We start from the raw sequence: 26,144 nt of genomic DNA, 5'->3' as shown, positions 1-26,144 counted from the left end.
CTCGAGTAAAGTTGAGGTCAATCATGATAAGCGAAAACAAAAAAGCTGACCCTAGTCGAGTGTTGACAGTGGGTGAAGTAGCAAAAAGGAGTGGAGTTCCTGTCTCGACTCTGCATTTTTATGAAGCGAAAGGGCTCATAAAAAGTCTAAGAACAAATGGTAATCAACGCCGTTTCCCATTAATCGTTTTAAGATATATTGCGATTATTAAAGTTGCCCAAAGAGTAGGGATTTCTTTAGATGAAATTAAAGCAGCTCTTAGCGCATATCCTATGGGAAGCAAATTAACAGCCAAACAGTGGAAAGAGTTATCAAGCCATTGGCGAAAAGATCTGGATGAGCGTATTCAAAAATTAACTAGACTCCGCGATGAAATGGACTGGTGTATTGGCTGTGGTTGCTTGTCATTAGAGCAATGTCCTTTAAGAAATCCTGAAGATGTTTTAGGACAAGAAGGTTCCGGAGCACGAATTTTAGAAAGACCTTAATTACAATATTTTAATAATTGTTTTTAGGACAGAATATTTTAAATTCCAATCAATTAAAGAGCGGTTAATAAAATTGCTAAGAGAGTTTTTTATTGTAAACAAGACCCATGAAACATGAATTTTTTTGATATCTTTATTTTTTTATTAAGAAGCAAAAATTTATGAAAAAAATTATCTTTCTTGGTTTAGCGCTTGTTTCGTTAACGGCTTGTTCATCTGCACAACATAAAGATTCAACTCCACCAAAAATTGGTTCACCAAACCCAGCTAGTCAATATTGTGTTGAACAAGGCGGGAAATTAGAAATTAGAAATGAAGCAAATGGACAGGTTGGGTATTGTCATTTACCAAACGGTCAAGTCGTTGAAGAATGGAAATTATTCCGTGATAATCAAGCGAACTGTGTAGCAGAAGAAGCTCAAAAATTGGTAGGTCAATCTGGACTTACTGATGACCAAATTAAGCAAAAAACTCAATCGGAAATTGTGCGTAAAGTAGCTCCAGGTCAGCCTATGACTATGGATTATCGTACAAACCGAGTTACAGTGACTATTGATCCAGCAACTAAGAAAATTACTCAGGCAACCTGTGGTTAATTAAGCTTTGCTAAATTAAATCGTGAAATAAAAGTCTGCTGAAATGCAGGCTTTTTTATTGAGTAATAAAAAAAGCCTCTAGCGGACTAGAGGCAGAAAAACTTCAGATGCAAGAACAGGTGAATTATGCATCTGAGTTAAGTAGGTTGTATCAAACCATGTAAAGCACTTTACCAGTAAAAATGAATAAAAATAGAGAGGTGCGACTAATGGCTAATGTTCTGTGGTCGTTTATTGAGCGTCTATAAGCTCGGATTTAATTTCTCTTCTCAGCACTAATTTTTAAATTTTTTAAGTTCTATTTTTAAAAAAATATAAGGAAAAATTAATTTTTTAATTCACTTAATAAAATTACTATTTGATTTATATAGCTTTTTACTAAGTTAAAGAATTTAGAGAGAAAGACTATTCTTTTTGTTGTATATCGTATACGATATATGAAGAATGATTAAACAGCTATTAATCCCATTCCATAACTTTTGAGATGGATTAACTCGAAAGTACGACTACCCAGAGTTTTATTTATATTACTGAGGAATAATTATGAGTAATATCTTCACAGGATGTATCCCGGCGCTAATGACACCATGTACTCCTAACCGTGAGCCAGATTTTGACGCGCTTGTGAAAAAAGGGCATGAGCTGATTGAAGCGGGCATGAGTGCGGTAGTGTATTGTGGTTCTATGGGTGATTGGCCTTTATTAACCGAAGCTCAACGTCAAGAAGGGGTTGCACGACTTGTTGCTGCTGGCATTCCTACAATTGTTGGTACTGGTGCAGTTAATTCAAAAGAAGCAGTTTCTCATGCAGCTCATGCAGAAAAAGTAGGTGCACAAGGGCTTATGGTTATTCCACGTGTACTATCACGTGGAGCCTCACCAACTGCACAAAAAGCTCACTTTTCTGCAATTTTAAAAGCAGCACCAAGCTTACCTGCGGTGATTTACAATAGTCCGTATTATGGATTTGCGACTCGTGCAGATTTATTTTTTGAATTACGCCGTGAGTTTCCGAACTTAATTGGTTTTAAAGAATTTGGCGGTGCTGCCGATATGCGTTATGCAGCTGAGTTCATTACTTCACAAGATGATTCAGTAACCTTAATGGCAGGTGTAGATACTCAAGTTTTCCATGGCTTCGTGAACTGTAACGCAACTGGTGCGATTACTGGGATTGGTAATGCTTTACCTAAAGAAGTTTTACAGTTGGTTGACCTTAGTAAGAAAGCCGCAGCAGGTGATGCAAAAGCCCGTCGTTTAGCCCAAGAGTTATCAAGCGCATTAGAAGTTTTATCTTCTTTTGACGAAGGAACAGATCTTGTTCTGTACTATAAATATTTAATGGTACTTAACGGTGATAAAGAATATACCTTACACTTCAATGAGACTGATGCATTGAGTGAATCACAACGTAAATACGTTGAAACTCAGTATGAACTATTCCGTACTTGGTATCGTAACTGGTCAGCTGAAATCTAAGAAAATACTTTTAAAAAAAGAGGCTAATGATTGAGCCTCTTTTTTTATATCTATTATTTTTTAGTGAGAACAATAACGCAGAGAAAAATTAGAATTAAACCCAAATAGCTATGCATTGTTAAACTTTCGCCTACTACAACAACTGCCAATAAAGCTGCAACAGGAATTTCGACCAAAGCTAACGTCATAGCCTGACTTGCTGGAATTCGTTTTAAACCAAAGCTAAAAAATAAATAGCCCAAAAACATAGGAACAATTGGAATATAGATCGCAACCCAGACGTTAGTTGGATAATCAAAAAGGTTTTGTGCAGTAATCAACAATGTAGGTAATAACAGAACTGCGGAGATACCAAAAATCACTCCCATGGCAGCTCTTGAGTCGACATCTTGGCGAATGAGGTTTCTCATTATCCAAGAGTATGTTGCATAGCTCAGGCTAGAAAGTAAGCCAAAAAACACCCCTAAAATACGATCAGATTGCACGACTTGATGCTGTGCATGATCTCCTGCATAAGAGAGTAAAATAATACCTAAAAAACCGAGAATAAAACTGATGAGCCATTTCAAAGAAAGTTTTCGTTTATCTAAAATCCATTCTAAAAGTACTGAAAACAAAGGTGCACAACCAATAGAAATTACGGTGCCGATCGATACGCCGGCTAAAGAGACAGATGAGTAAAATGCAAATGGACAAAGTATTGAAACAACAACGGCAATAAAGATTTGGGACTTATAGTTAAATAGTTTTTGGTAATTATTTTTAATGGCTTTTAAGCTTAAAAACGTATGAATTAATCCACCGAAGCCCACAGAAATGGTAGCAATTACAAGTGGACTAATGCCTTTTGCAAAAGATGCCGCTGTACCTGCTGTACCCCATAGAAAAGCAGCAAATAGTACAGATAAGAAACCCGTATAATAATTTAGCGAAAATTTTGCTTCTGTTGGCGTACTCATATGAAGTGACTCAAACTTTAAAAGTTTTATGCAGCATGATTTTTACAAGACAAAAAAATTTATCTTGCAGGGAATAACTCAGCTCAATGGATAGGAATTTTTTGACAGTTACCCGTCAAGAGAACAGGGTAGTATGCGGGTATTTATTATGATTTGCTTGGTTAAATGCAATAAAATGATGACGATTTCAGCATAGTCTAATAATAGTTTTGTGAATTAAATTGTATAAAGTATACTTTAACTATGAGTGCAGTTAAAAATTATTAGCTTAAATGGATAAAGAAAATAAATTTTAGCAGCATTGAAATAAAGGTAAGCCGTGCCGGAAAAAGTGCTTGAAAAGCAATGATTTCATTATGGTGGATGAATAAAAATGATCATCCTTTTAATTTGTGTCATATTTTGAGGTTAAGAGAATATTCGTGACGCTACCATCTTTTAATGTATCAAATCTTGGTGCAATGCCTTCGGTATCTGAAGTTATTGTCAAATATATTAGAGAAGCAATTATTGCAGGGCATATTGCTGAAGGTGAGCCTATTCGTCAGGATGAAATTGCTAAACTATTCAATGTCAGCAAAATTCCAGTACGTGAAGCTTTAAAGCAACTTGAAGCCGAAGGCTTAGTTGAGTTTATAAAAAATCGCGGTGCAATTGTGACCCGCATTTCTGAAGAAGAATTAGCACAAATTTTTGAAGTACGAGTGATGTTGGAAACGAAGTTGATTCAACTTGCCGTACCGAATATGACGGAAGAAACTTATAAAAAGGCAGATGAAATTTGTAATGCCTTTATTGATAACATGGATATTGGAAGCTGGACCACATTAAATTGGCAGTTACATGCATGCCTCTATGAACCAGCACAGCGGCCTTATATGCTTGGACTAATTCGTTCAATTTACGATAAAATTGAGCGCTATTTAAGATTGCAGATGAATGTTTCCGAAGGTAAATCGCGTGCAAATGATGAGCACAAAGAAATTGTGAAAGCCTGTAAAGCCAAGGATGTTGATTTGGCGGTTAAGTTAATTGAAGAGCATATTAATGGTGTTTGCCAATCACTTTATGAACATCTACCTCACCATAAAAATGTGAAAAAATAAGCGCTGCGTTCTTTGTCATTTCAATTAGGCCAATGGCCTAATTTTTTTGTCTTTATTTTAGATGAAGCAAGTTTTCACTATGCTGATTTCGTCATAGATTTATAAGAAAACGATCAAGCTTGCTGTTTTGAGATCAGTCATCCTAAAAAAAAATGTAAGGATACTTCTATGAAAACAGTAAAAATTTTGGATTCTCATACTGGTGGTGAACCAACACGATTAGTACTTGAAGGCTTTCCTGATTTAGGCAAAGGAAACATGGAAAGCCGCCGAAAAATATTATCAGAACAATATGACCATTTCCGTAGAGCAACCATGTTAGAGCCGCGCGGTAATGATGTTCTGGTTGGCGCATTATTGTGTAAACCAGTGAATCCCAAAGCGAGCGCGGGTGTTATTTTTTTTAATAACACGGGCTACTTAGGCATGTGTGGTCATGGCACGATTGGTTTAGTGGCTTCGTTAGCACACTTGGGAAAAATACAAGTAGGCACGCATTTAATTGAAACTCCAGTAGGTGATGTTGAAGCGACGCTTCATGAAGATCATTCGGTCAGTGTACGAAATGTGCCTGCATATTGTTATGAAAAAGCAGTCGAAGTTGACGTTGAAAAATATGGAAAAGTTACTGGTGATATTGCATGGGGCGGTAACTGGTTCTTCTTGATTAATGACCATGGTCAACGTGTCGCAAGTGATAATTTGGACCAACTTACCGAATATGCATGGACGGTTAGACAAGCCCTTACAGCACAAGGAATAACCGGTAAAGATGGGCAAGAAATTGACCATATCGAGTTATTTACAAGTGACACCGAAGCAAACAGCAAAAATTTCGTACTTTGCCCCGGTAAGGCCTATGACCGTTCACCATGTGGAACCGGAACGAGTGCGAAAATTGCTTGCTTGGCAGCAGATGGCAAACTTGAGCCAGGAAAGTTATGGAAACAAGCCAGCATTATCGGTAGCCAATTTATTGCCTCGTATGAGCAAGCAGGGGAATATGTGATTCCAACCATTCGTGGTGAAGCTTACATGAGTGCCGAAGCAACTTTATTTATGGATGAAAATGACCCATTTGCTTGGGGTATTCAGCTATGAGAACCGATGCCATCGTCATTGGGGCAGGTATTATAGGTGCCGCAAGTGCTTATGAGTTAGCTCGGCAAGGCTTAAATGTACAAGTTCTAGATGCTCGTATCGGTGGGGCAACAGCCGCGGGCATGGGGCATTTGGTCATTATGGATGACTTGGAAGCCGAATTAAAACTTAGTCATTGGTCAGTTCAGCTATGGCATGAATTAGGGCATGAGCTTTCGGAAGAATGTGCCTATCGCCAAATGCCAACTTTATGGCTGGCAAGTAGCCCAGAAGAAATGCAGATTGCTGAGGAAAAATATCAACGTCTCACTGCACAAGGTGTCCGTTGCCAACTTCGAAATGCAGATGAAATCGGTCAGCTTGAACCTCATTTAAAGCACGGTCTTTATGGTGGTTTAGAAGTTTTTGATGATGGAATTTTATATGCACCCTGTGCCGCTGAATGGTTATTAAAAAAATTTCCCCACAAGGTTCAGGTTCAACAAGCTAAAGTTATTCATATTGAAGAAAATCGGGTTCAGTTAGGTGATGGAACATGGCTAGAAGCTGCGCATATCGTTTTGGCTAATGGCATTCATGCGACAGATTTTTTTCCAGAGCTACCGATTGAACCTAAAAAAGGTCATTTAGCTATTACTGACCGTTACCCCGAATTAAATGTAAAACATACATTGGTGGCTTTGGCGTATGCGGCTAGCACTCAAGCGACAAGTGGAATTTCGGTGGCTTGTAATATTCAGCCTAGACCGACAGGCCAGCTTTTTATTGGGTCATCTCGTCAGTTTAATACGGTTGATCCGAGTGTAGAGCCGGAAGTCTTTACTCGGGTGCTTAAAGAAGCTGCGGATTATTTTCCAGCTTTGGCTGATCTTAATGTTATTCGAGCATGGACTGGCTTTCGTGCAGCCACACCAGATGGTATTCCGATAATTGGACGACATCCTGCATTTCAATCGGTTTATTTAGCGGTAGGACATGAAGGATTAGGTGTAACCACAGCACCAGGTACAGCAAGACTTATTGCCTCACACGTATGTGGATTAACTTTTGATATAGATCCAGAACCTTTTTTACCTCATCGTTTTATAGGAGCTGCATAGATGATTCAGCTTTTTATTAATGGCCAATCGGTTTCTGTGATTGAGGGCACCAGTGTTGCTGCTGCTTTAGCACAAGCGAAGTCTTATAGCCGTTTGTCTGTCTGTGGGGAAAAACGCACTCCATTTTGTGGAATGGGAGTTTGTCAGGAATGTCGTGTCAATATTAATGGACTTAGAGTGCTTGCTTGTCAGACGCTGTGCCAGCAAGACATGAAGGTGGAAACACAATAATGGAAAAACAATACGATGTAGTGGTTGCCGGTGCTGGACCTGCGGGGTTGTCAGCTGCTATTGCAGCTGCCGAGAGTGGCGGGCGAATTTTAATATTAGATAATAACCCACAGGCGGGTGGTCAAATCTGGCGCGCTGGACCGATTTTTCCTGTACCTGAAATGGCGCAGCAAAAATATCAACAAATCGAGGCTTATCCTAATATTGAATTTATGTTTGGTGCCAAGATTGTCGCTGCACCTTTTGTAGGCCAATTACTCGTTGAGCGACCTCATGACAGCCTAAACTTGTCTTATCGTCAGCTTATATTGTGTACGGGAGCAAGAGAACTGTTTTTGCCTTTTCCTGGTTGGACCTTACCTGGTGTAACAGGCGCAGGTGGTTTGCAAGCTTTAATTAAGGCAGGCATACCAGTCAAAAATGAACGTGTTGTGATTGCGGGTTCCGGACCATTACTTTTAGCAAGTGCGGACACAGCAAAAAAAGCAGAGGCTCAGGTTCTCTATGTTGCCGAACAGGCAGCTTCATCTTCTGTTCGTAAATTTGCATTACAACTTTGGCGCTGGCCTGCGAAAATAATACAGGCGTTATCTTTACCTCATCGTTTATATCAACCTGACAGTTATGTGATTGAAGCGATTGGTCAAGAGCGTCTTGAACGAGTAAAACTAAAAACGCCGAAAGGAATCATTGAAATTGAGTGTGATCGACTCGCGTGCGGGTTTGGTTTAGTGCCGAATACTCAATTAGGCCAGTTAATGGGTTGTCAAATTAAGGACAATGCGATTGCGGTCGATGACTATCAACGTACATCACAGCCGCAGGTTTGGGCAGCAGGCGAGTGTACAGGTTTTGGCGGAAGTGAGTTGGCGATGGTTGAAGGTAGCATCGCAGGTTATGCTGCTATAGGTCAAAATGAAAAAGCTAGACAATTATTTGCTCAAAGACAACGGTATCGTTTATTTGCAAATCTTCTTGAGAAAAGCTTCAAATTACGGACTGAGTTAAAAACGCTTGCGCGTCCAGACACTATTTTTTGTCGATGTGAAGATGTAACTTTTGATAAAGTTGCCGTGCGTAGTAGTTGGATTGATGCAAAATTACATACACGTTGTGGAATGGGAGCATGTCAGGGAAGTACATGTGCAACAGCAGCGGCCTGCCTATTTGATTGGCAGTTGCCTAACTCTCGGCCCCCATTACTTCCTACTCGTGTAAAAAGCCTCATGGCGATGTCTACTTCTCCTTTAAATCAAAAATGAAATGTTCTAGAGTAGACAAGTTATAACTTTGTCCGCTCTAGCTCATGACTTTGGTTCAAATTCCGAAACTAACCACAACTTTGGAAGATTTCTTAAAAAATCTGGAAAGTATAGAACCATTATTTGATGCTTTGTCTTCGGTGGTATTTTTCATCAAAAATACTGAAGCGCGCTATGTGTTCGTCAACCAAACATTAGTAAATCGTTGCGGTCTAAAAGATAAATCTGCTTTGATTGGGAAAACTTCAGAAGAGGTTTTTCCTCATTCCCTCGGAAAAATATATACATCGCAAGACTTGCAAGTTATTCGCCGCGGTAAAAAGTTAACAGAGCAATTAGAACTGCATTTATATGCAAAAAATCAGTCGGGCTGGTGTTTAACTTATAAAGAACCATTATTCGATGCGGAAGGAAACTTGGTAGGAATAGCGGGTATTTCTAATGATTTAAATGTGCCTGAAAATACACATCCTGCTTTTTACAAAATGGTTCAGGTTGAGGACTATATTAAAAAGAATTATGCCGAAACCATTACATTAGCGCATTTGACTGCAATTGCAGGTGTGTCGGTAGCTCAGTTAGAACGCTATTGCAAAAAAATATACCATTTAACGCCGCGGCAAATGATTAGCAAAATTCGTCTTCAAGTCGCCACTGAACTATTGGCGACAGATTTACCAATCACTCAAATTGGTTTGCGCTGTGGTTATACCGACCACAGTGCTTTTTGTCGTCAATTTAAGCTGCATACAGGTATGTCACCTACCTTGTATCGGGCCTCTATCAAAAATATTTAGATAAAAAAATTGGGTTGTATAGAACAACCCAAAATGATTATTAAGCGCTTAATTTATATCTTAAAGATTAATCTTTAAAAGCCAATGACCGGCCTTTGGTTTCTTTCACAAGCAAAATCGAGACAATAGAAATCAGACTTGCGGCAACCAAATATAAAGAAATCGGAACCGAGCTATTAAACTCTTTAAGTAATGTTAGGGCAATTAATGGAGCAAGCGAACCTGCCATAATTGGCGCGACTTGATAACAAAATGAAAGCGCCGTATAGCGGATGTGAGTTGGAAATAACTCGGTCATTAACGCAGAGTAAGGCGAGTAGGTCATGGATTCAATAAATAAACCTAGCACAATTGCCAACATAATGAGCCAGTCATTGCCTGTATCCATTAAAGGAAAGCCGACAAATCCCCAAAAAGCAGTAAGTACAGCCCCAATAAGATAAATAGGTTTGCGGCCAAATATATCGCTTAAATGCCCCATAAAAGGAATAATAAAGAAATGGATCAGATGAGCGCCAAACATGAGCAGTAAAATTTGTGAAGTATCTTTATGAACGACTAACTTTAAATAACTGATCGAAAAAGTAACCACCATATAGTACAAAATGTTTTCTGCGAATCTGGCACCGATACCTGCAATAACAGATTTCTTATGATATTTTAAAACCTCAATAATCCCAAGCTGTTGCTTTTCAAGAAGCTGTTGTTTGGCCTGAGCTTCTTTAAATACTTCGGCATCGTCTACATTTTTTCGAATCCATAAACCAATCAGTACAACGACTGCTGAGAACCAGAATGCACAGCGCCATCCCCAATCTAGGAATTGTTCGGATGAGAGGTTTTTTGAAAGTAACAATAAAACCAGTGTTGCCACTAAATTTCCTAGCGGTACGCCAGTTTGTGGCCAGCTTGCCCAATAACCTCTGCGATCATCTGGACTGTGCTCTGAAACCAAAATGACTGCGCCGCCCCATTCGCCACCAAAAGCAAAGCCTTGAATTAGACGTAGCATGACCAAAAGTGTAGGTGCCCAATAGCCAATTTGATGAAAGGTCGGAATACAGCCCATTAAAAAAGTAGTGATACCGACAATAATCAGGCTAATTTGCAATAATTTCTTACGACCAATTTTATCGCCGTAATGGCCAAACACGAGGCCGCCAATAGGTCGTGCTAAAAAGCCAACGGCATACAGGGCAAACGCCGCCAAAATACCATCTATAGCATTGCCCGTTTGTTGAAAGAAAAGTTCGCCAAAGACAAGGGCAGAAGCAGTTCCATATAGGAAAAATTCATACCATTCAGCTACGGAGCCGACCATAGAGGCCGCTACGACCTTTTTTAATGTTGTCGTCATATACCAATATCCTTATTTAAAAATATGTTACGCATTGATTTAATGGAGCATCTTGCTATTCATTTTTTGCACTTTTTTATTTAAATAATGTGCGATTACGCTGGAGGTTTTGAACTAAAAAAAGGAGTCCATCCTTTGGATAAACTCCTTCAACATTTAAAGAGCAGCTTTACTCATTTCACCATTCACTAAGCGCGCAATACCAAGCGGATTGGCATTTTGAAGGGCGAGTGGCAATAACTGATCTGGATAGTTTTGATAACATACTGGTCGTAAATAACGCTCGATTGCTAAGGTTCCTACCGATGTACCGCGTGCATCTGAAGTTGCAGGATAAGGCCCGCCGTGTACCATGGCATCACAGACTTCAACGCCTGTTGGGTAACCATTTAGAAGTAAACGTCCTGCTTTTTCTTCAAGTAACGGAATAAGGGTCGCGAAGTTTTCAAAATCTTGTGGCTCGGCAATTAATGATGCTGTAAGTTGACCACGTAGACCATTTAAAGCTAGAGCGAGCTGCTCTGCCGATTCAACCTCAATCACAATCGTCGTTGGGCCGAATACTTCTTCTTGAAGTAATTCATCATGCTCTAGTAAAAGAGATACATCGGCTTTAAAGAGCTGAGGATAGGCTTGATGGCCTTGCTGCGGTTGACCCGCTAAATGCTCTATTTTGTCATGTGTGAGTAATTCTTTCAGGCCATGCTCGTAGCTTCCTAAAGTACCTTTGTTAAGCATGGTTTGTGACGGTTGCTGGGCCATTGCAGCCGTAAACTGCGCCATAAATTCGCTGAACTCAGGTGATTTAATTCCAATAATTAAACCCGGATTGGTACAAAACTGACCGCAGCCTAAAACCACTGAACCACTAAGTTCGTTTGCGATTTTGTCACCACGCACTTTCAGAGCTTCGGGTAATAAAACCATTGGGTTAATGCTCGACATTTCAGCAAAAACTGGAATGGGTTCAGGACGTGCAGCAGCTAGATCGCATAGAGCGCGGCCACCTTTAAGTGAACCTGTAAATCCAACGGCTTTAATTGCTGGATGTTTTACGAGTGGTTCACCGACACCTTGACCATAAATCATGCTAAAGATGCCTTTTGGCATAGCGCATTTCTCAATCGCACTACAAATGGCGTTTGCAATTGATTCGGCCGTTGCCATGTGACCGCTATGAGCCTTCACAATAACTGGACATCCAGCAGCAAGTGCTGAAGCGGTATCGCCACCCGCAGTAGAAAAGGCGAGAGGGAAGTTACTTGCACCAAATACGGCAACTGGTCCAACACCGATTTTATATTGGCGTAAATCTGGACGTGGAAGTGGTTGACGTTCAGGTAAAGCCAAATCAATACGCGCACCTAAATAGTCGCCACGGCGTAATACTTGAGCAAACAGACGTAATTGGCCTGTAGTCCGCCCACGTTCACCGCGAATACGCGCTTCTGGTAAGGCAGTTTCTTGACAGACTGTTGCAATAAACTGGTCATCAAGCGCATCAATTTCACTGGCAATCGTTTCTAGAAAAACAGCGCGTTGTTCTGGCGTAGTTTGTCTAAAAGCCGGATAAGCCAATGCGGCTGCTTGAGCTGCCCGTTCAATTTCTTCAGGAGTTGCTTGAGCAAACTGATAGGGTAATGCTTCATCTGTTGCAGCATCGTAGCTTAAGACAAACTTACTGCCTGCACTTGAACGTTGACCTGCAATAAAATTTTGACCAGTAATATTTGACATTATCAACCTCACTTTAGAGTAAACGTCAAAAGTGCTTCTTCTGACGTTGCAGAGTTATCAAAGTGAAGGTTTTACATTTGGAAATATTGTATTTTGTATACGGTATTAACCAAAAGAAAACCTTAACTTATATGTTTTTAAGGAAGCAATTGCTAAGCTTCATCATCATTTTTAATCAGTGCTTTTGGTAAACCTGAGCGTATACCCCAGTAGTAACAACCAAGAGAAATCACCATCACTAATAATGTGTCGAATGGCGCTGCCAATAGGTGCGATGCGCCATCACCGAAGCTGCCAAGATAAGAAGCAATAATCATTAGAATGTAGTAAACAAGGAGCCACGCTGAGGACTTTAATTGTTGAGCTAGGCTGACTTCTTGGGTTGGCACATAGCGTTTAAAAATAACGTAGAGTGCAAACAATACGATTTGTGCGCCTAATAACCATGAAATCACATTCCAGCCAGACCAATAGACAATAAAAGATGCAATGACAAAAGCGAGTGGGCCGAGAACGGTAAAGCCTTTTACATAGAATGGACGTTCTAGCTCAGGAGCATTACGACGTAAAGCACCGACTGTGACAGGAGCTAGGGCATAACTTAAAACTAAAGCTGCCGAAACCACAGAAATTAATTTATCCCAAGATGGAAACGGCATAGTCCAAAATACAGAAAGTGCAAATGTTAACCATAAGGCATAACGTGGAATGCCTGATTTTGGATCTACACGTGTAAAAATACGGAAGAATGTATTACTGTTCGACCATGCATAAATGACACGTGGAGTTGCAGCCATATAGATGTTGCCGCAGCCAGACGGAGAAATAATGGCATCTGAAACAACTAACAGAGCTAACCATCCCAAACCTAATAACATGGCAATGTCGCGGTAAGGTAATGGGAATTTGTCACTGAGTCCTGACCAACCATTTGCTAACATATCGGTGGGTACTGCACCCAAGAAAGCAACTTGAAGCACTACATAAATAATCGTTGCCAAAACGACAGATAAGATGAGCGCAAAAGGAATCGTAAATTGAGGACGCTTTACTTCACTTGCCACCGAAATAATTGGCGTTAAACCTAAATACGCAAAAATAATACCACCAGCAGATACGGCACCTTGTACGCCGTGAGCACCCATTGGGGCAAACTCGGTCATTGAAAAGTTTGCAGGTTTAAAATGGTATAGAAGTGCAACCATCACTAAAACTGGTACAGCAAATTTCAATGCACTGATGAGGTTGTTGGCAATTGCAAAGGTTTTTACGCTGTAATAGTTCAATGCAAAAAATACGCATAAAAGTGCAAACTGAAACAACCATCCAATGGTAGTTGGAGACCGAACACCATCATTGACGGCGGTAAGCGAGGGGAACCATGCTGCAGCATATTCACGAGCAGCGACGACTTCAATTGCAATTAAACTTGAAAAGGCAATGACGGTTACAGAACCCAATAAATATCCTTGTAATGGGCCATGTGAAAATACGGGATAACGGATAATACCGCCTGCTCGTGGTAAGGCTGCACCTAACTCACAATAAATAATTCCCAGAATTAAAACGGCAAAGCCGCCAATAATCCATGACAATATACCCGCAGGGCCAGCTTGAGAGGCCACATGACTCGCTGAAAATAACCATCCTGAACCAAAAATGGCGCCTAAGCCAATGAATGTAAGATCCATTAGAGATAACTGTTTTTTAAACTGACTTGTCATTACGTTTTCCTTAACGACAGAACTATTGTTCTTTCATATATCGTATACGATATATGGTTATTGGTAAATAGGGGAATTTTTATTCTATTTATGGGCAATGAATGATTTAAATACTATGTAAATGTTTGTTTTTAATTGATTTTAAATAGTCTAAATTTCAAGTAAATAACTTGAAAACCAAATATTTTTATAAAAAATTGGCAAAGGTTTGTGATTTTATTTGCTCAAAAGAACAATTCTTCAATATTGGTTGAGTCATTTACCATTTAAATTAATGGAAAATTCCATTTTTGAAAAATATTGAATTAGAAATTGATTGCATTGTTTTTAGGCAATGAACCATTTATTTTCAGTGCTTTATAGACGGCTTAATGATAATTTTAGAACTATCCGAAAGGACACAATAATGACGAACATACGAATAATAATGAATCGAAGGTAGGACCACGTGTTTATTAGTGTATTTGATCTTTTTAAAATTGGTATTGGTCCATCTAGCTCCCATACAGTTGGACCAATGCGAGCGGCATACAGTTTTGTGGATGATTTATTGAAGCAAAATGATTTACAAGCAACGGTTAGAGTTCAGGTGAAGTTATATGGTTCGCTATCGGCAACCGGTGTCGGTCATGCAACAGACAAGGCAGTACTGTTAGGCTTAATGGGTTTTGACCCTGAACATATTGATACTCAAGTAAGTACAAGCTTGATTGAAGATGTTCTTGAAAATAAAGCCATCCAGCTTAATCAGCAAAAGAGTATTTCTTTTGACTATAAGCATGATGTGCTTTTTTTAGATGAATCTTTGCCTTATCACCCCAATGCAATGGAATTGATTGCGTATAACGAGGCTCAAGAAATTTTATATGCAGAAACTTACTATTCGGTTGGTGGTGGCTTTATTGTTAGCCAAAGGCAATTAGCAACCACTCAAACTGAAACCAACGACGTTAAGGTTTCATATCCGTTTCATAGCGCGGCTGAACTTTTAAGCTTATGTAAAACTCATCATTTATCAGTGAGCGAGTTAATGTTTGAAAATGAAAGAAGCTGGCGTAGTGAAACCGAGATTCGTAGCAAGATTATGGAAATCTGGAAAGTGATGCAGCAATGTATTCACAACGGATTAATTAATGAAGGAATATTGCCGGGTGGGTTAAACGTAAAGCGTCGGGCCAAGAAAATTCATGATAAGTTATTAAATAAGAAAAACTCAAACCTGATTGTGACAACTTTTCATGCCATGGAATGGGTTAATTTATTTGCTTTAGCCGTCAATGAAGAAAATGCTGCTGGTGGTCGAGTAGTGACGGCACCTACAAATGGTGCAGCAGGGATTATTCCGGCAGTTTTATATTACTACGTGACTTTCTCTAAAGACTTTTCCGAAGACAAAGTGGTTCGTTTCTTTTTAAGTGCGGCAGCAGTCGGCATTTTATGTAAACTCAATGCTTCTATTTCTGGTGCAGAAGTGGGATGTCAGGGCGAAGTCGGCTCAGCATGTGCGATGGCTTCGGCAGGTTTAGCCGAAATTTTAGGTGCCTCACCTGAGCAAGTGGAGCATGCGGCTGAAATTGGGCTTGAACATAATTTAGGTTTAACGTGTGACCCGATTGGTGGTTTGGTTCAGGTGCCTTGCATTGAACGAAATGCAATTGCGGCTGTAAAAGCCATTAATGCAGCACAAATGGCACTTCATGATGAAGGTGAACATTTTGTGACCTTAGATAAAGTCATTCAGACCATGAAGGAAACAGGCAGAGATATGTCTGAGAAATATAAAGAAACTTCAAAAGGTGGCCTCGCTGTTAACGCAATTGAGTGCTAAAAAAAGAGATGGGGACGAGGTGCCCCATCTCTTTTTAAACATTAAGCTTCGCGAGCAACTAAGGTTAAAATGTCGTAAGTTGCGACAAGTTCACCACGTTGGTTTTTGACTTTAATATCCCACACCACAACGCCATGCGCAGGCTGAGACGGGTCTTTTTGTGGTTTAGGTGTTTTTTGTTTACAGGTGAGTTCAACCTGAATGGAGTCACCGATTTTAACCGGTTCAACAAAGCGTAAGTTGTCCATACCATAATTGGCAATCACAGGGCCTTGTGCTGCATCGACAAATAGACCTGCTGCGGCAGATACAATGAAATAGCCATGTGCAACGCGTTCACCAAAGAAAGACTCAGCCGCTGCGATTTTGTCGGTATGTGCGTAGAAGTAGTCACCGCTTAAACACGCGAAATTAACAATATCAGCTTCGGTGACTGTACGGCGTGCTGTTAATAGGCGTTCACCAATTACTAACTCATCAAAAGACTTTTTAAATGGATGTACGCGGTCTTCATTAACTTTCGAACCCGCAGTCCATGAATGGGTAATTTGAGTCAGGCTATTTGGAGAGCCTTGAATTGCAGTGCGCTGCATGTAGTGTTTAACGGCACGAATACCACCCAACTCTTCACCGCCACCTGCACGACCAGGTCCGCCGTGTACAAGATGCGGAAGTGGTGAACCATGTCCTGTACTTTCTTTTGCTGACTCTGCATCGAGTACATGCACGCGCCCATGCCAAGGTGCAATTTTTTGAATAATCTGCTCAATATTCTCATCGTTATTTTTAACGACAGAAGCCACTAGGCTACCTTCACCACGTGAAACAAGATCGCTAAGCTCTTCAATGTTTTGATATGGCATGAGTGTACATACCGGACCGAAAGCTTCCGTGGTATGAACATTCGTCGCTTGTAAAGGCTGTTCGCACACCAATAAAGTTGGAGCGAAAAAAGCACCTTTTTCAGGATGGTCTGCATTAAACGTAAAGGTCTCGTTGCCACCAAAAACAATTTTTGCATCTTTGCTGAGTTCAGCAACTTTTTCTGCAACGTCATGTTTTTGTTTAATGCTGGCTAAAGCACCCATGGTGGTTTCTTCTTTTTGAGGGTCACCCACCACAACTTTAGCAAGTTTGGCAGTGAGCTTTTCTTGCACAGTAGTTAATAAATTTTCAGGAACGAAAGCACGGCGAATTGCAGTACATTTTTGGCCTGCTTTTGTCGTCATTTCACGGAAGACTTCACGCACAAATAAATCGACAGTTTCTTCATTTGCTTCAGGGCTTAAAATTGCGCTGTTTACCGAGTCAGCTTCCATGCTAAATGGAATCGAGTATTTATTGAGGTGAGGGTGGTTACGTAGTTTTTGACCTGTGTAGGCAGAACCTGTAAACGTAACGCAGTCTTGTGGGCCTAACTGTTCTAACAAGTCATAAGTCTGACCGCAAATGAGTTGTAGCGAGCCTTTTGGTAATACATGTGCTTCTTCAATGGCTTTTACAACAGCTTGAGTTAATTGAGAGCCATCGGTTGCAGGTTTAACAATACATGGCACACCTGCAAGTAGCGTCGGAGCGATCTTTTCAAGCATTCCCCAAATTGGGAAGTTAAAAGCATTAATGTGAACGGCCACACCCGCTTTAGGACTTAAAATGTGTTTAGCACCGAAAGTTCCATTTTTAGATAACTGAATCCAACTGTCTTCGGTAATAATTTTTTCGTCATTAAGTTCACGGCGAACCAAACTTGAATAAGCAAATAATGTCTGGATGCCACCTTCAATATCAATCCATGCATCTTTACGAGTTGCACCTGTTGCATAAGCAAGTTTGTAAAACTCTTCCTTACGTTCCAGTAAATATTGGGCAATTTGTTTTAAAGCATTAGCGCGTTGATGAAATGTCCAGTTAGCCAGTTCTGAACCATTTTGTTTGGCATATTGAACAACACGTTTCATATCAATGCCATGACTACTTACGGCATAAATCGGTTCACCCGTAATGGCATGGTAAACAGGACGTAGTTCTTCGCCCGTCGAATGCCATGTTCCATAGACATAAGAAGCAAGGTGAGGCAGTTGATGCTCAGACTGCTGAAAATCTGTGTCAGTTGAGGTTCCTTCTAGGTGTGCTTGTTCAAGCATGACCAAACTCCTTTTTTATGTGATACATCAATTATAAAAATTGCAAAAATATGATTCATAATTTCAGATTAATTTGTCAAAAAGTCAACTTTATTTTGATTTGTAAAAGTAAAAAGGTTTTTTACAATTGATTTAAATTTAATAATTTCAAATATTTAATTTCAAATTATTGGTTGCATTTAATTTGATACTAAAAAAGTGATTGACTTTGTTTTTGGTGTATCGAAAAATAGATTTAAGGGTGATGCCTACAGGGAATGAAAGAATGGAAAACAACTACCAGAAATTTGAACAAAACATTGCCAATGAAATTACGATCGAGGCTAAGGATCAAATGCCTGATGCCTATCGCAAAACATTGATTCGTCAAATCGGGCAACATGGCCATTCTGAAATTGTAGGTATGTTGCCTGAAGGGAACTGGATTACTCGTGCGCCAACTTTAAAACGTAAAGCTGTTTTATTGGCGAAGGTACAAGATGAAGCGGGTCATGGTTTGTATTTGTATAGCGCAGCAGAAACCTTAGGTGCTGACCGTGATGACATGATGGAAAAGTTGATTGATGGAAAAATGAAATACTCATCAATTTTTAACTATCCAACTTTGACTTGGGCAGATGTCGCTGCGATTGGTTGGCTTGTCGATGGGGCAGCCATTGTGAACCAAGTTGCACTTTGCCGTACCTCTTACGGACCATATGCACGTGCAATGGTACGTATCTGTAAAGAAGAAAGTTTCCACCAACGCCAAGGTTTTGAAGCCATGATGGCTTTGGCAAACGGTACACCAGAACAAAAGCAGATGGCACAAGATGCAGTAAATCGCTACTGGTGGCCAGCACTCATGATGTTTGGCCCAAGTGATGAGCATTCTCCAAACAGCGCACAAAGCATGGCATGGAAAATCAAACGTTTTAGTAACGATGAATTACGTCAAAAGTTCGTTGATAACACCGTGCCACAAGTTTTGCAGCTTGGCTTAGAAGTGCCGGACCCAGATTTAAAATTAAATGAAGAAACAGGCCACTATGAGTTTGGCGAGATCGACTGGCACGAATTTAATGAAGTAATTGCCGGACGTGGACCATGTAATCACGAGCGTATCGAAGCACGCCGTAAAGCATGGGAAAACGGCAAATGGGTTCGTGATGCAGCAGTGGTCTACGCGAAAAAGCAGCAGCTTGAAGCAAACAAAGTGGCTTAACAAGATTTATGGAAAAATTTGAGGAAATCAAAATGGAAGATAAAAACAACTGGTCGCTCTACGAAGTATTTGTACGTAGTAAACAAGGCTTAAGCCACCGTCATGTAGGCAGCTTAAGAGCACCTGATGATGAAATCGCACTGCAACATGCTCGTGATGTTTACACGCGCCGTAACGAAGGAATTAGCATTTGGGTGGTTCGTTCTGAACTGATTAAATCTTCACAGCCAGATGAAAAAGCTGAATTTTTTGATCCTTCTCTAGACAAGGTTTATCGTCATCCGACTTTTTACCATATCCCAGATGGCATTGAGCACATGTAAGGGGAATGGCACATGAATCAGACAGTTTTATCTAAATTCTTATTACATATTGGCGACAGTCAACTGGTTTTATCGCAGCGTTTGGCTGAGTGGTGCGGGCATGCACCTGAGCTTGAAATTGATATTGCTTTAGCAAACATTGGTTTGGACTTATTGGGTCAAGCAAGAAACTTTCTGACTTTGGCTGGTCAATATGATGAAGCTCAACGTGATGAAGATCAGCTTGCGTATTTCCGTACTGAGCGTGAGTTTTTAAACCTATTGTTGTGTGAACAACCTAATGGTGATTTTGCTCAAACGATTGTACGCCAGTGGTTGATGGATCGTTACCATCTTCATTTATTTACTGCTTTAACGCAAAGCTCGCTTCCTGAATTAAGCGCACTTGCCGTTAAATCTTTAAAAGAAGTGAAATACCACATCCGTTTTTCGACAAGCTGGATGGAACGTTTAAGTTTAAGCACAGATGAAGCACATCAACGTGTGCAAGACGGATTAAATAATTTATGGCGCTTTACCGCTGAATTATTTGAACTGAGTGCAGACGAAAAAGCCTTAGTTGCAGAGGGCGTGATTCCAGATTTTTCAAATGAAAAAGAACAATGGAACCAAACCATTGCAGATGAACTTAAACGTTTTGAATTAAATGTTGCTGTGAACGGTGCTTATCGCCGTGGTGCGAAACAAGGATTGCATACTGAGCATTTAGGTTATTTGTTGGCTGAAATGCAAAGTATTCAAAGAACTTATCCGGGCATGACCTGGTAAGACAAGGAGGTGAGCCATGCAAATGATTCGTCATTGCATCGACCAATGTTGGGATGTTCTACAAACGGTCAGTGACCCTGAAATTCCGGTTTTATCGGTTGTCGATTTAGGCATGATTCGCGGTGTAGAGATTAACGATCAACAAGAAATTATTGTTCGTCTAACTCCGACATATAGCGGTTGCCCTGCAACAGATATGCTCAAAGCACAGATTGTTGAGGCATTTACCGCAGAAGCTTTGACACCGGTCAAAGTCATGGTCGATTTATCAGAAGCATGGACCACCGACTGGATGTCTGAAGCGGGTAAAAAGAAACTGCAAGTTTATGGCATTGCACCACCAGAAGGGTTGGCGCATCAATGTGGGACTCATGTTCATTTAAATGATGGTGTCGAATGTCCACGTTGTAAAAGCCGACATACCCGACTGTTAACAGAGTTTAGTTCTACCGCCTGTAAAGCACTTTATAAATGTCAGGACTGTCTTGAGCCTTTTGATTACTTCAAATGTATTTAAGTCTTTAGATAAGGAAATCAGCCATGAGCCAATTTGTACCATTAAAAGTAAAAAGTATTACGCCGCAAACCGATCAGGCAATTTGTATTGCATTTGACGTTGTACCTGAACAACAAGAACAATTTCAATTTCAACCGGGTCAACACTTAACCATTCGCCATTTAACCGAAGCTGGTGAAATCCGCCGTTGTTATTCAATTTGTAGCTATGCAGGCAAAGAAGACATCAGTATTGCAGTTAAAAAAATTGATCAAGGTCAATTTTCAAACTGGGCAAATGACCATTTGAAAGTGGGTGATGTGCTTGAAGTCATGCCACCACAAGGCGTGTTTTTTCAAAAAGCAGCCAAAATCGGCGGACAAAACTATTTAGGCGTTGCCGCGGGCAGTGGTATTACCCCAATTTTATCGATTGTTAAGCAAGTCTTGTTTGAACAACCTGAAGCTAAATTTACGTTGCTCTATGGCAATCGCTCATGGAAACAAACCATGTTTGCCGAGCAAATTATGGATTTGAAAGATCAGTTTAAAGAGCGCTTTCAACTCATCAATATTTTTTCTCGTGAGTTCAACGATAGTGAACTGATGAATGGTCGTATTGATGAAGAAAAGCTAAAACAACTTTTTAATTTTGATGTGCTTGAAACGAGTTTTGACCATGTGTTTGCCTGTGGTCCAGACGAAATGATGAATGCTGTAGAAAGCACCTTGCCGAACTTTGGTATTGCAAAAGAGCGAATTCACACCGAACGTTTCCATACGGGACAAGCGCGCAAACGTAGTGTTGAAGCGGATGCAAACCGTAAAGAAGAAAAAGTAAACATCATTTTAGATGGTCGTGAACTGATTGTTTCTGTGGCTCAGGATGATGAAAGTATTCTAGATGCGGCTTTACGCGCAGGTGCTGACTTACCGTATGCCTGTAAAGGTGGGGTGTGTGCGACCTGTCGTTGTAAGGTGCTTTCTGGCGAAGTCGACATGTTCCTTAACTACAGTCTTGAAGAAGATGAAGTTGAAAAGGGCTATGTGCTGAGCTGTCAGACCTTACCAAAAGGCTCAAATGTTCGTTTGAGTTTTGATGAATAGAGGCCGCCATGCAAGAGTTAATCAAAGCCAGCACAGCAACTGACGGTGTTTTGTTATTAACCCTAAACCGTCCGGAAAAAAGAAATGCTTTAAACAATGCAACATTGCAGTGTTTGTGCGAGTTGCTCGAAGAAGCTGAACATAATGCTCAAGTCAAAGCGGTGGTTTTGACAGGTAATGCTCAATGTTTTGCTGCTGGAGCAGATCTTAGTGAATTGGCTGCAATGGACGCCGTGTCTTTGCAACTCGATATTCGCCCGAAGCTTTGGCAAAAGATTGATGCGTTTAGTAAGCCACTGATCACCGCAGTGAATGGCTATGCCTTAGGCGCTGGGTTTGAGTTGGTTTTGCATTCAGATATGGTCGTTTGTGGTGAGAATGCCCGTTTTGCTTTACCTGAAATTACTTTAGGTATGTTGCCGGGTGCAGGCGGAACACAGCGTTTAGCGCGCTTGGTAGGGCAACAGCTCACCATGCGCTGGGCCATGACAGGTGAGATGATTTCGGCAAAACAGGCAGAGCAACACGGCATTTGCAGCCAAGTGGTGCCGACCGAATTAACTGTTGAATATGCGGTTCAGCTTGCAGCCAAAATTGCCAAACAAGCGCCTTTAGCGATTCGCGTAATTAAGCAATCAATTAAAAGTATTCATGAAACGACTTTAAGTCAGGGACTCAAGTTTGAACGTCAAAACTTTGTCTGGCTGGCGGCTACAAAAGATCGAAACGAAGGGATTAATGCTTTCTTTGAGAAAAGAAAGCCAGTGTTTAGAGGTGAGTGATGGACTATCAAAATATTATTGCTGAAGAAAAAAATGGTGTTGGCTACCTGACATTTAACCGCCCAAAAGCACTGAATAGCTTTAACGTTGATATGCACCGTGAAGTGGCTGAGGTTTTAAACCTGTGGACTAAAAATCCGGATGTTCGCTGTGTGGTGATTAGTGGTGAAGGCCGTGGTTTTTGTGCAGGGCAAGACTTAGGCGATCGTGTAGTTGACCCAAATGCTGAAGCTCCAGATTTAGGATATTCCATTGAAATTTACTATAACCCGCTCATTAAAACGATTGTAAATATGCCAAAGCCTGTGATTTGCGCCGTAAATGGTGTGGCAGCTGGTGCAGGGGCAAATATTGCACTGGCATGTGATTTGGTGATTGCAGCTAAATCGGCAAACTTTGTACAAGCATTTTGCCGCTTAGGTTTGGTTCCAGACTCGGCGGGGACATGGTTTTTACCACGTGCTGTAGGCCATGCGCGTGCGATGGGTCTGACTTTGTTAGGTGACAAGCTCCCAGCAGAAACCGCAAAAGAATGGGGCATGATTTGGGATGTGGTTGAAGACGCTGAGCTTAAAGCAAAAGTGACTGAACTCGCGGAACGTTTAGCGAAACAGCCTACTTTTGGTCTATCTCTCATTAAAAAAGCCATTCATCAATCAAGCAACAACACCTTTGATGAGCAAATGGTGTTAGAGCGTGATTTACAACGTATTGCGGGTCGTTCAGAAGATTATCGTGAAGGTGTACAAGCCTTTATGAATAAACGTGAACCAAATTTTAAAGGGCGCTAAGCATGACAGATTTAGACTTATCTCGTGCCCGAATTGCCGTCATTGGTTCTGGCACCATGGGCATCGGCATTGCTCAGTTAGCCATCGTTAATGGGCACTCGACCGTTTTATACGATCTAGATGCTCAAAAAGCGCAACAAGCCGCCCACGGCTTAGAGCAGACATTTAAAAAGCTGGTTGAAAAGAGCAAGCTCACACAACAGCAAGCTGATGAAGCCTTAGCGCGTTTAACGGTGGTCAATCAAATTGAAGCCTTACGTGATGCTGACTTGGTGATTGAAGCGGTCGTTGAGAAAAAAGAAGTTAAACAGTCTTTATTTAAGCAACTTGCTGAAATTTGTAGTGCGCAAACCATTTTTGCAAGTAACACATCTTCAATTTCAGTGACTGCAATTTCGGCAGGCATTGCTCACCCTGAGCGTGTGGTCGGCTTACACTTTTTTAACCCTGCGCCAATCATGAAACTGGTTGAAATTGTGCAAGGCTTAAAAACACCAAACAGCTTATGTGTGGCTTTAAAAAACTTGATGCTCGGCTGGAAAAAAATTCCGGTACTCACCAAGTCTACTCCCGGGTTTATTGTGAACCGAATTGCACGTCCGTTTTATGCAGAAGGCTTTAGAGCACTGCAAGAACAAGTCACCAGCTATGACCAGCTAGACTATGCCTTAAAGCAGTGTGGGGGTTTCGCGATGGGACCGTGTGAACTGACAGACCTCATTGGGCAAGATGTTAACTTTTCGGTAACCCAAAGCGTTTACCAAGAGTTTTTTTACGAGCCACGCTATCGTCCAAGCCTCATTCAAAAAGAATTGGTCGATGCCGGCGCTTGGGGTCGTAAGTCAAAACAGGGCTTTTATAGCTATAACGAAAAAAATCAGTACGAGACATTTCAGCCTCAAGCTGTGGTCGCCAAACCAGTTGATGCCCACATTCAGCTCAAAGGGACTTGGTCTCAGCTACCTGCTTTTTTAACGCGTTTGGGTTTAAAAAGCGGATCTGCGAGCGACGACAATATTCTTCAAATTGATGATATCGACTTACGTTTGAGCCAAGGTGAGTCTGCCAATATTCACTACTTAAGCCGTAAAGTGGTTTTAATGGATTGGCACCATAATTTTGCGCAGGCAGAGGCTTTAGTACTCAGTCATAACGAGCTTTGTGAAGCAAGTGATCTGGCTAAAGTTGAGTCTTACTTTGCACAGTTTGGTATTAGCGTGATGTGGATTAAAGACCATCCGGCACTGTTAACCTTACGCACCATCGCTTTACTCATTAATGAAGCCTGCGAAGCAAGTTTACATGGTGTTGCGAGTCTGGAAGATATTGATAATGCCATGAAATATGGAGTGAATTATCCTAAAGGTCCTTACCAGTGGTTGACACAAATGGGCGGCGCTTATGTGCTCCAAACCTTAAATAACTTATATGCACTGTATGGAGAGGAAAAATATCGCGCGAGTATCTACCTCAAGCAATATGTAGCGAAAACCCAAAACATTGCTACTCAATATTCACGTGATATGACCGAATTTGCATAATCAGGAGTCAACATGGAAGACGTTTTAATTTGCGATTTTATTCGTACCCCAATTGGACGATATGCAGGTGCCCTAAGTGCTGTACGCGCAGATGATTTAGCTGCATTACCCATCAAATATTTAAAAGATAAACACCCGAACTTACCGTGGAATACAGTAGACGAAGTGTTTTTAGGATGTGCTAACCAAGCAGGTGAAGACAACCGTAACGTTGCACGTATGGCAACACTCTTGGCGGGCTTACCTGATACAGTTCCGGCCATGACGGTCAATCGCTTGTGTGCTTCTGGCTTAGATGCGGTAGGCCTTGCGGCACGCTCAATTAAAGCAGGTGAAGCGCAGTTTGTGTTGGCAGGTGGCGTTGAGTCAATGAGCCGTGCGCCATTTGTACAAGCTAAACCAACCGAAGCGTTTAGCCGTACACCTGAAATTTACGACACCACTATTGGCTGGCGCTTTGTAAATAAGCAACTTAAAGCACAATACGGCACCGACAGCATGCCGGAAACTGCCGAAAATGTAGCTGAAAAATATCAAATTAGTCGTGAAGACCAAGATGCGTTTGCATTGCGTAGTCAACAAAAAACGGCTGCTGCCCAACAAAACGGTTTCTTTAACGATGAGATTTTGCCTGTCGAGATTGTAGATCGTAAGAAAAACGTGAACGTTGTGAATCGCGATGAACATCCGCGTGAAACGACACTTGAAGCACTCGCAAAACTAAAAGCGCCATTTAAAAAAGAAGGTGGCTCAGTGACTGCCGGAAATGCCTCTGGTGTAAATGATGGTGCTGCATGTGTGCTCATTACCAACCGTGAATTTGCAGATACACATGGTTTAAAACCTTTAGCACGCGTGATTGGCATTGCAAGTGCAGGGGTTGAACCCAAATATATGGGTATAGGTCCTGTTCCTGCGGTGCAGAAAATTTTAAAGCAAACAGGTTTAAGGCTAGATCAGATGGATGTGATTGAGCTGAATGAAGCATTCGCAGCCCAATCTTTAGCTTGTATGCGTGAACTTGGTCTAAAAGATGACGATGAACGCGTGAACCCAAATGGTGGTGCGATTGCGCTAGGACATCCACTCGGTATGAGTGGTACACGCTTAGTCATTACCGCAACACGTGAGCTAAAAAAACGAGGTGGACGCTATGCACTGTGCACGATGTGTGTGGGTGTTGGACAAGGTGTCGCACTGATTTTGGAAAATTTAAATTAATTC

24 protein-coding genes are annotated in these 26,144 nt (G+C 41.0%); 19 read left to right on the top strand and 5 right to left on the bottom strand.

Translation table 11 applies throughout. The features are described from left to right. Positions 1-23 precede the first annotated feature (23 nt). From soxR to POD11_RS00570, 3 genes are all read left to right on the top strand, one after another. Positions 24-488 (top strand): redox-sensitive transcriptional activator SoxR, encoded by a 465-nt coding sequence (soxR, locus tag POD11_RS00580; protein ID WP_016141446.1) that lies wholly within the window; start codon positions 24-26, stop codon positions 486-488. A gap of 161 nt (positions 489-649) precedes the next feature. After that, on the top strand, positions 650-1,084 hold the full coding sequence (locus POD11_RS00575) for an I78 family peptidase inhibitor (RefSeq protein ID WP_057074789.1): 435 nt from the start codon (positions 650-652) through the stop codon (positions 1,082-1,084). A 543-nt stretch (positions 1,085-1,627) separates the two neighbouring features. Then, positions 1,628-2,563 (top strand): dihydrodipicolinate synthase family protein, encoded by a 936-nt coding sequence (locus tag POD11_RS00570; RefSeq protein WP_000065199.1) that lies wholly within the window; start codon positions 1,628-1,630, stop codon positions 2,561-2,563. Between the two features lie 53 nt (positions 2,564-2,616). Here POD11_RS00570 and POD11_RS00565 read toward each other — a convergent pair whose 3' ends face one another. Next, a complete protein-coding gene (locus POD11_RS00565; RefSeq protein WP_061875063.1) occupies positions 2,617-3,522 on the bottom strand; it encodes a DMT family transporter in 906 nt (301 codons plus the stop codon). 422 nt (positions 3,523-3,944) lie between these two features. Here POD11_RS00565 and POD11_RS00560 point away from each other — a divergent pair, with 422 nt between their 5' ends. The 6 genes from POD11_RS00560 (at position 3,945) to POD11_RS00535 (ending at position 9,119) form a co-directional block, all read left to right on the top strand. Next, positions 3,945-4,628, top strand: a complete 684-nt coding sequence (locus tag POD11_RS00560; RefSeq protein WP_000174668.1) for a GntR family transcriptional regulator — start codon at positions 3,945-3,947, stop codon at positions 4,626-4,628. Positions 4,629-4,796: 168 nt separating this feature from the next. Then, the gene (locus POD11_RS00555) at positions 4,797-5,729 is read left to right on the top strand and encodes a 4-hydroxyproline epimerase (RefSeq protein ID WP_262455947.1); all 933 of its coding nucleotides are present in this window, start codon (positions 4,797-4,799) and stop codon (positions 5,727-5,729) included. Next, complete coding sequence (locus POD11_RS00550; RefSeq protein WP_262455946.1) at positions 5,726-6,829, top strand: NAD(P)/FAD-dependent oxidoreductase; 1,104 nt, start codon at positions 5,726-5,728, stop codon at positions 6,827-6,829. The genes POD11_RS00555 and POD11_RS00550 overlap by 4 nt, the downstream gene beginning before the upstream one ends. Further along, positions 6,830-7,060, top strand: coding sequence for a (2Fe-2S)-binding protein (locus POD11_RS00545; protein WP_000615330.1), 231 nt, complete (start codon positions 6,830-6,832; stop codon positions 7,058-7,060). It begins immediately after the preceding gene. After that, positions 7,060-8,322, top strand: a complete 1,263-nt coding sequence (locus tag POD11_RS00540; RefSeq protein WP_262455945.1) for an FAD-dependent oxidoreductase — start codon at positions 7,060-7,062, stop codon at positions 8,320-8,322. The genes POD11_RS00545 and POD11_RS00540 overlap by 1 nt, the downstream gene beginning before the upstream one ends. A 44-nt stretch (positions 8,323-8,366) precedes the next feature. After that, positions 8,367-9,119, top strand: a complete 753-nt coding sequence (locus tag POD11_RS00535) for an AraC family transcriptional regulator (RefSeq protein WP_216968991.1) — start codon at positions 8,367-8,369, stop codon at positions 9,117-9,119. Between the two features lie 67 nt (positions 9,120-9,186). Here POD11_RS00535 and abaF read toward each other — a convergent pair whose 3' ends face one another. The 3 genes from abaF to POD11_RS00520 form a co-directional block, all read right to left on the bottom strand. Beyond that, complete coding sequence (gene abaF / locus POD11_RS00530; RefSeq protein WP_262455944.1) at positions 9,187-10,476, bottom strand: fosfomycin efflux MFS transporter AbaF; 1,290 nt, start codon at positions 10,474-10,476, stop codon at positions 9,187-9,189. Between the two features lie 156 nt (positions 10,477-10,632). Further along, positions 10,633-12,213 carry an aldehyde dehydrogenase (NADP(+)) gene (locus tag POD11_RS00525; protein WP_262455943.1) on the bottom strand — a complete coding sequence of 527 codons (1,581 nt, stop codon included), beginning with the start codon at positions 12,211-12,213 and terminating at the stop codon, positions 10,633-10,635. Positions 12,214-12,365: 152 nt separating this feature from the next. Continuing rightward, positions 12,366-13,937 carry an APC family permease gene (locus tag POD11_RS00520; protein ID WP_061875055.1) on the bottom strand — a complete coding sequence of 524 codons (1,572 nt, stop codon included), beginning with the start codon at positions 13,935-13,937 and terminating at the stop codon, positions 12,366-12,368. A gap of 448 nt (positions 13,938-14,385) precedes the next feature. Between POD11_RS00520 and POD11_RS00515 the strand changes: the two genes are divergently transcribed. Next, a complete protein-coding gene (locus POD11_RS00515) occupies positions 14,386-15,765 on the top strand; it encodes an L-serine ammonia-lyase (protein WP_262455942.1) in 1,380 nt (459 codons plus the stop codon). A gap of 41 nt (positions 15,766-15,806) precedes the next feature. Here POD11_RS00515 and paaZ read toward each other — a convergent pair whose 3' ends face one another. After that, positions 15,807-17,909, bottom strand: coding sequence for a phenylacetic acid degradation bifunctional protein PaaZ (gene paaZ / locus POD11_RS00510; protein WP_262455941.1), 2,103 nt, complete (start codon positions 17,907-17,909; stop codon positions 15,807-15,809). A 265-nt stretch (positions 17,910-18,174) separates the two neighbouring features. Here paaZ and paaA point away from each other — a divergent pair, with 265 nt between their 5' ends. Genes paaA through pcaF form a run of 9 tightly spaced genes read left to right on the top strand, consistent with a single transcriptional unit; the run spans position 18,175 to position 26,141 of the window. Then, positions 18,175-19,113, top strand: coding sequence for a 1,2-phenylacetyl-CoA epoxidase subunit PaaA (gene paaA / locus POD11_RS00505; RefSeq protein ID WP_016141440.1), 939 nt, complete (start codon positions 18,175-18,177; stop codon positions 19,111-19,113). Between the two features lie 32 nt (positions 19,114-19,145). After that, complete coding sequence (gene paaB, locus POD11_RS00500) at positions 19,146-19,436, top strand: 1,2-phenylacetyl-CoA epoxidase subunit PaaB (protein WP_000389648.1); 291 nt, start codon at positions 19,146-19,148, stop codon at positions 19,434-19,436. Between the two features lie 12 nt (positions 19,437-19,448). Continuing rightward, positions 19,449-20,204 (top strand): 1,2-phenylacetyl-CoA epoxidase subunit PaaC, encoded by a 756-nt coding sequence (paaC, locus tag POD11_RS00495; protein ID WP_262455940.1) that lies wholly within the window; start codon positions 19,449-19,451, stop codon positions 20,202-20,204. 16 nt (positions 20,205-20,220) lie between these two features. Beyond that, complete coding sequence (paaD, locus tag POD11_RS00490; RefSeq protein ID WP_001177938.1) at positions 20,221-20,721, top strand: 1,2-phenylacetyl-CoA epoxidase subunit PaaD; 501 nt, start codon at positions 20,221-20,223, stop codon at positions 20,719-20,721. Between the two features lie 23 nt (positions 20,722-20,744). After that, the gene (gene paaE, locus POD11_RS00485; RefSeq protein ID WP_016144869.1) at positions 20,745-21,806 is read left to right on the top strand and encodes a 1,2-phenylacetyl-CoA epoxidase subunit PaaE; all 1,062 of its coding nucleotides are present in this window, start codon (positions 20,745-20,747) and stop codon (positions 21,804-21,806) included. An 8-nt stretch (positions 21,807-21,814) separates the two neighbouring features. Continuing rightward, a complete protein-coding gene (locus POD11_RS00480) occupies positions 21,815-22,588 on the top strand; it encodes an enoyl-CoA hydratase-related protein (RefSeq protein WP_171430019.1) in 774 nt (257 codons plus the stop codon). Then, positions 22,588-23,379 (top strand): 2-(1,2-epoxy-1,2-dihydrophenyl)acetyl-CoA isomerase PaaG, encoded by a 792-nt coding sequence (paaG, locus tag POD11_RS00475; protein WP_262455939.1) that lies wholly within the window; start codon positions 22,588-22,590, stop codon positions 23,377-23,379. Before POD11_RS00480 ends, paaG begins: the two co-directional genes overlap by 1 nt. A 2-nt stretch (positions 23,380-23,381) precedes the next feature. Further along, entirely contained in the window at positions 23,382-24,920 is a 1,539-nt protein-coding gene (locus POD11_RS00470; protein WP_262455938.1) for a 3-hydroxyacyl-CoA dehydrogenase, read from the top strand. A gap of 12 nt (positions 24,921-24,932) precedes the next feature. Next, positions 24,933-26,141, top strand: a complete 1,209-nt coding sequence (gene pcaF / locus POD11_RS00465) for a 3-oxoadipyl-CoA thiolase (RefSeq protein ID WP_262455937.1) — start codon at positions 24,933-24,935, stop codon at positions 26,139-26,141. Positions 26,142-26,144: the final 3 nt, after the last annotated feature.

This window comes from Acinetobacter sp. P1(2023), assembly GCF_028367635.1.
In the GTDB taxonomy this organism is placed as follows: domain Bacteria; phylum Pseudomonadota; class Gammaproteobacteria; order Pseudomonadales; family Moraxellaceae; genus Acinetobacter; species Acinetobacter pittii_E.
This window is presented reverse-complemented; position numbering and strand designations above follow the sequence as displayed.

Coding starts and splice junctions, on each gene's coding strand:
- soxR (WP_016141446.1), top strand. CDS start 24: ATGATAAGCGAAAACAAAAAAGCTGACCCTAGTCGAGTGTTGACAGTG.
- POD11_RS00470 (WP_262455938.1), top strand. CDS start 23,382: ATGACAGATTTAGACTTATCTCGTGCCCGAATTGCCGTCATTGGTTCT.
- POD11_RS00565 (WP_061875063.1), bottom strand. CDS start 3,522: ATGAGTACGCCAACAGAAGCAAAATTTTCGCTAAATTATTATACGGGT.
- paaZ (WP_262455941.1), bottom strand. CDS start 17,909: ATGCTTGAACAAGCACACCTAGAAGGAACCTCAACTGACACAGATTTT.
- POD11_RS00545 (WP_000615330.1), top strand. CDS start 6,830: ATGATTCAGCTTTTTATTAATGGCCAATCGGTTTCTGTGATTGAGGGC.
- POD11_RS00535 (WP_216968991.1), top strand. CDS start 8,367: ATGACTTTGGTTCAAATTCCGAAACTAACCACAACTTTGGAAGATTTC.
- POD11_RS00525 (WP_262455943.1), bottom strand. CDS start 12,213: ATGTCAAATATTACTGGTCAAAATTTTATTGCAGGTCAACGTTCAAGT.
- pcaF (WP_262455937.1), top strand. CDS start 24,933: ATGGAAGACGTTTTAATTTGCGATTTTATTCGTACCCCAATTGGACGA.
- paaE (WP_016144869.1), top strand. CDS start 20,745: ATGAGCCAATTTGTACCATTAAAAGTAAAAAGTATTACGCCGCAAACC.
- POD11_RS00555 (WP_262455947.1), top strand. CDS start 4,797: ATGAAAACAGTAAAAATTTTGGATTCTCATACTGGTGGTGAACCAACA.
- paaA (WP_016141440.1), top strand. CDS start 18,175: ATGGAAAACAACTACCAGAAATTTGAACAAAACATTGCCAATGAAATT.
- abaF (WP_262455944.1), bottom strand. CDS start 10,476: ATGACGACAACATTAAAAAAGGTCGTAGCGGCCTCTATGGTCGGCTCC.
- POD11_RS00540 (WP_262455945.1), top strand. CDS start 7,060: ATGGAAAAACAATACGATGTAGTGGTTGCCGGTGCTGGACCTGCGGGG.
- POD11_RS00550 (WP_262455946.1), top strand. CDS start 5,726: ATGAGAACCGATGCCATCGTCATTGGGGCAGGTATTATAGGTGCCGCA.
- paaB (WP_000389648.1), top strand. CDS start 19,146: ATGGAAGATAAAAACAACTGGTCGCTCTACGAAGTATTTGTACGTAGT.
- POD11_RS00480 (WP_171430019.1), top strand. CDS start 21,815: ATGCAAGAGTTAATCAAAGCCAGCACAGCAACTGACGGTGTTTTGTTA.
- paaC (WP_262455940.1), top strand. CDS start 19,449: ATGAATCAGACAGTTTTATCTAAATTCTTATTACATATTGGCGACAGT.
- POD11_RS00575 (WP_057074789.1), top strand. CDS start 650: ATGAAAAAAATTATCTTTCTTGGTTTAGCGCTTGTTTCGTTAACGGCT.
- POD11_RS00570 (WP_000065199.1), top strand. CDS start 1,628: ATGAGTAATATCTTCACAGGATGTATCCCGGCGCTAATGACACCATGT.
- POD11_RS00520 (WP_061875055.1), bottom strand. CDS start 13,937: ATGACAAGTCAGTTTAAAAAACAGTTATCTCTAATGGATCTTACATTC.
- paaG (WP_262455939.1), top strand. CDS start 22,588: ATGGACTATCAAAATATTATTGCTGAAGAAAAAAATGGTGTTGGCTAC.
- paaD (WP_001177938.1), top strand. CDS start 20,221: ATGCAAATGATTCGTCATTGCATCGACCAATGTTGGGATGTTCTACAA.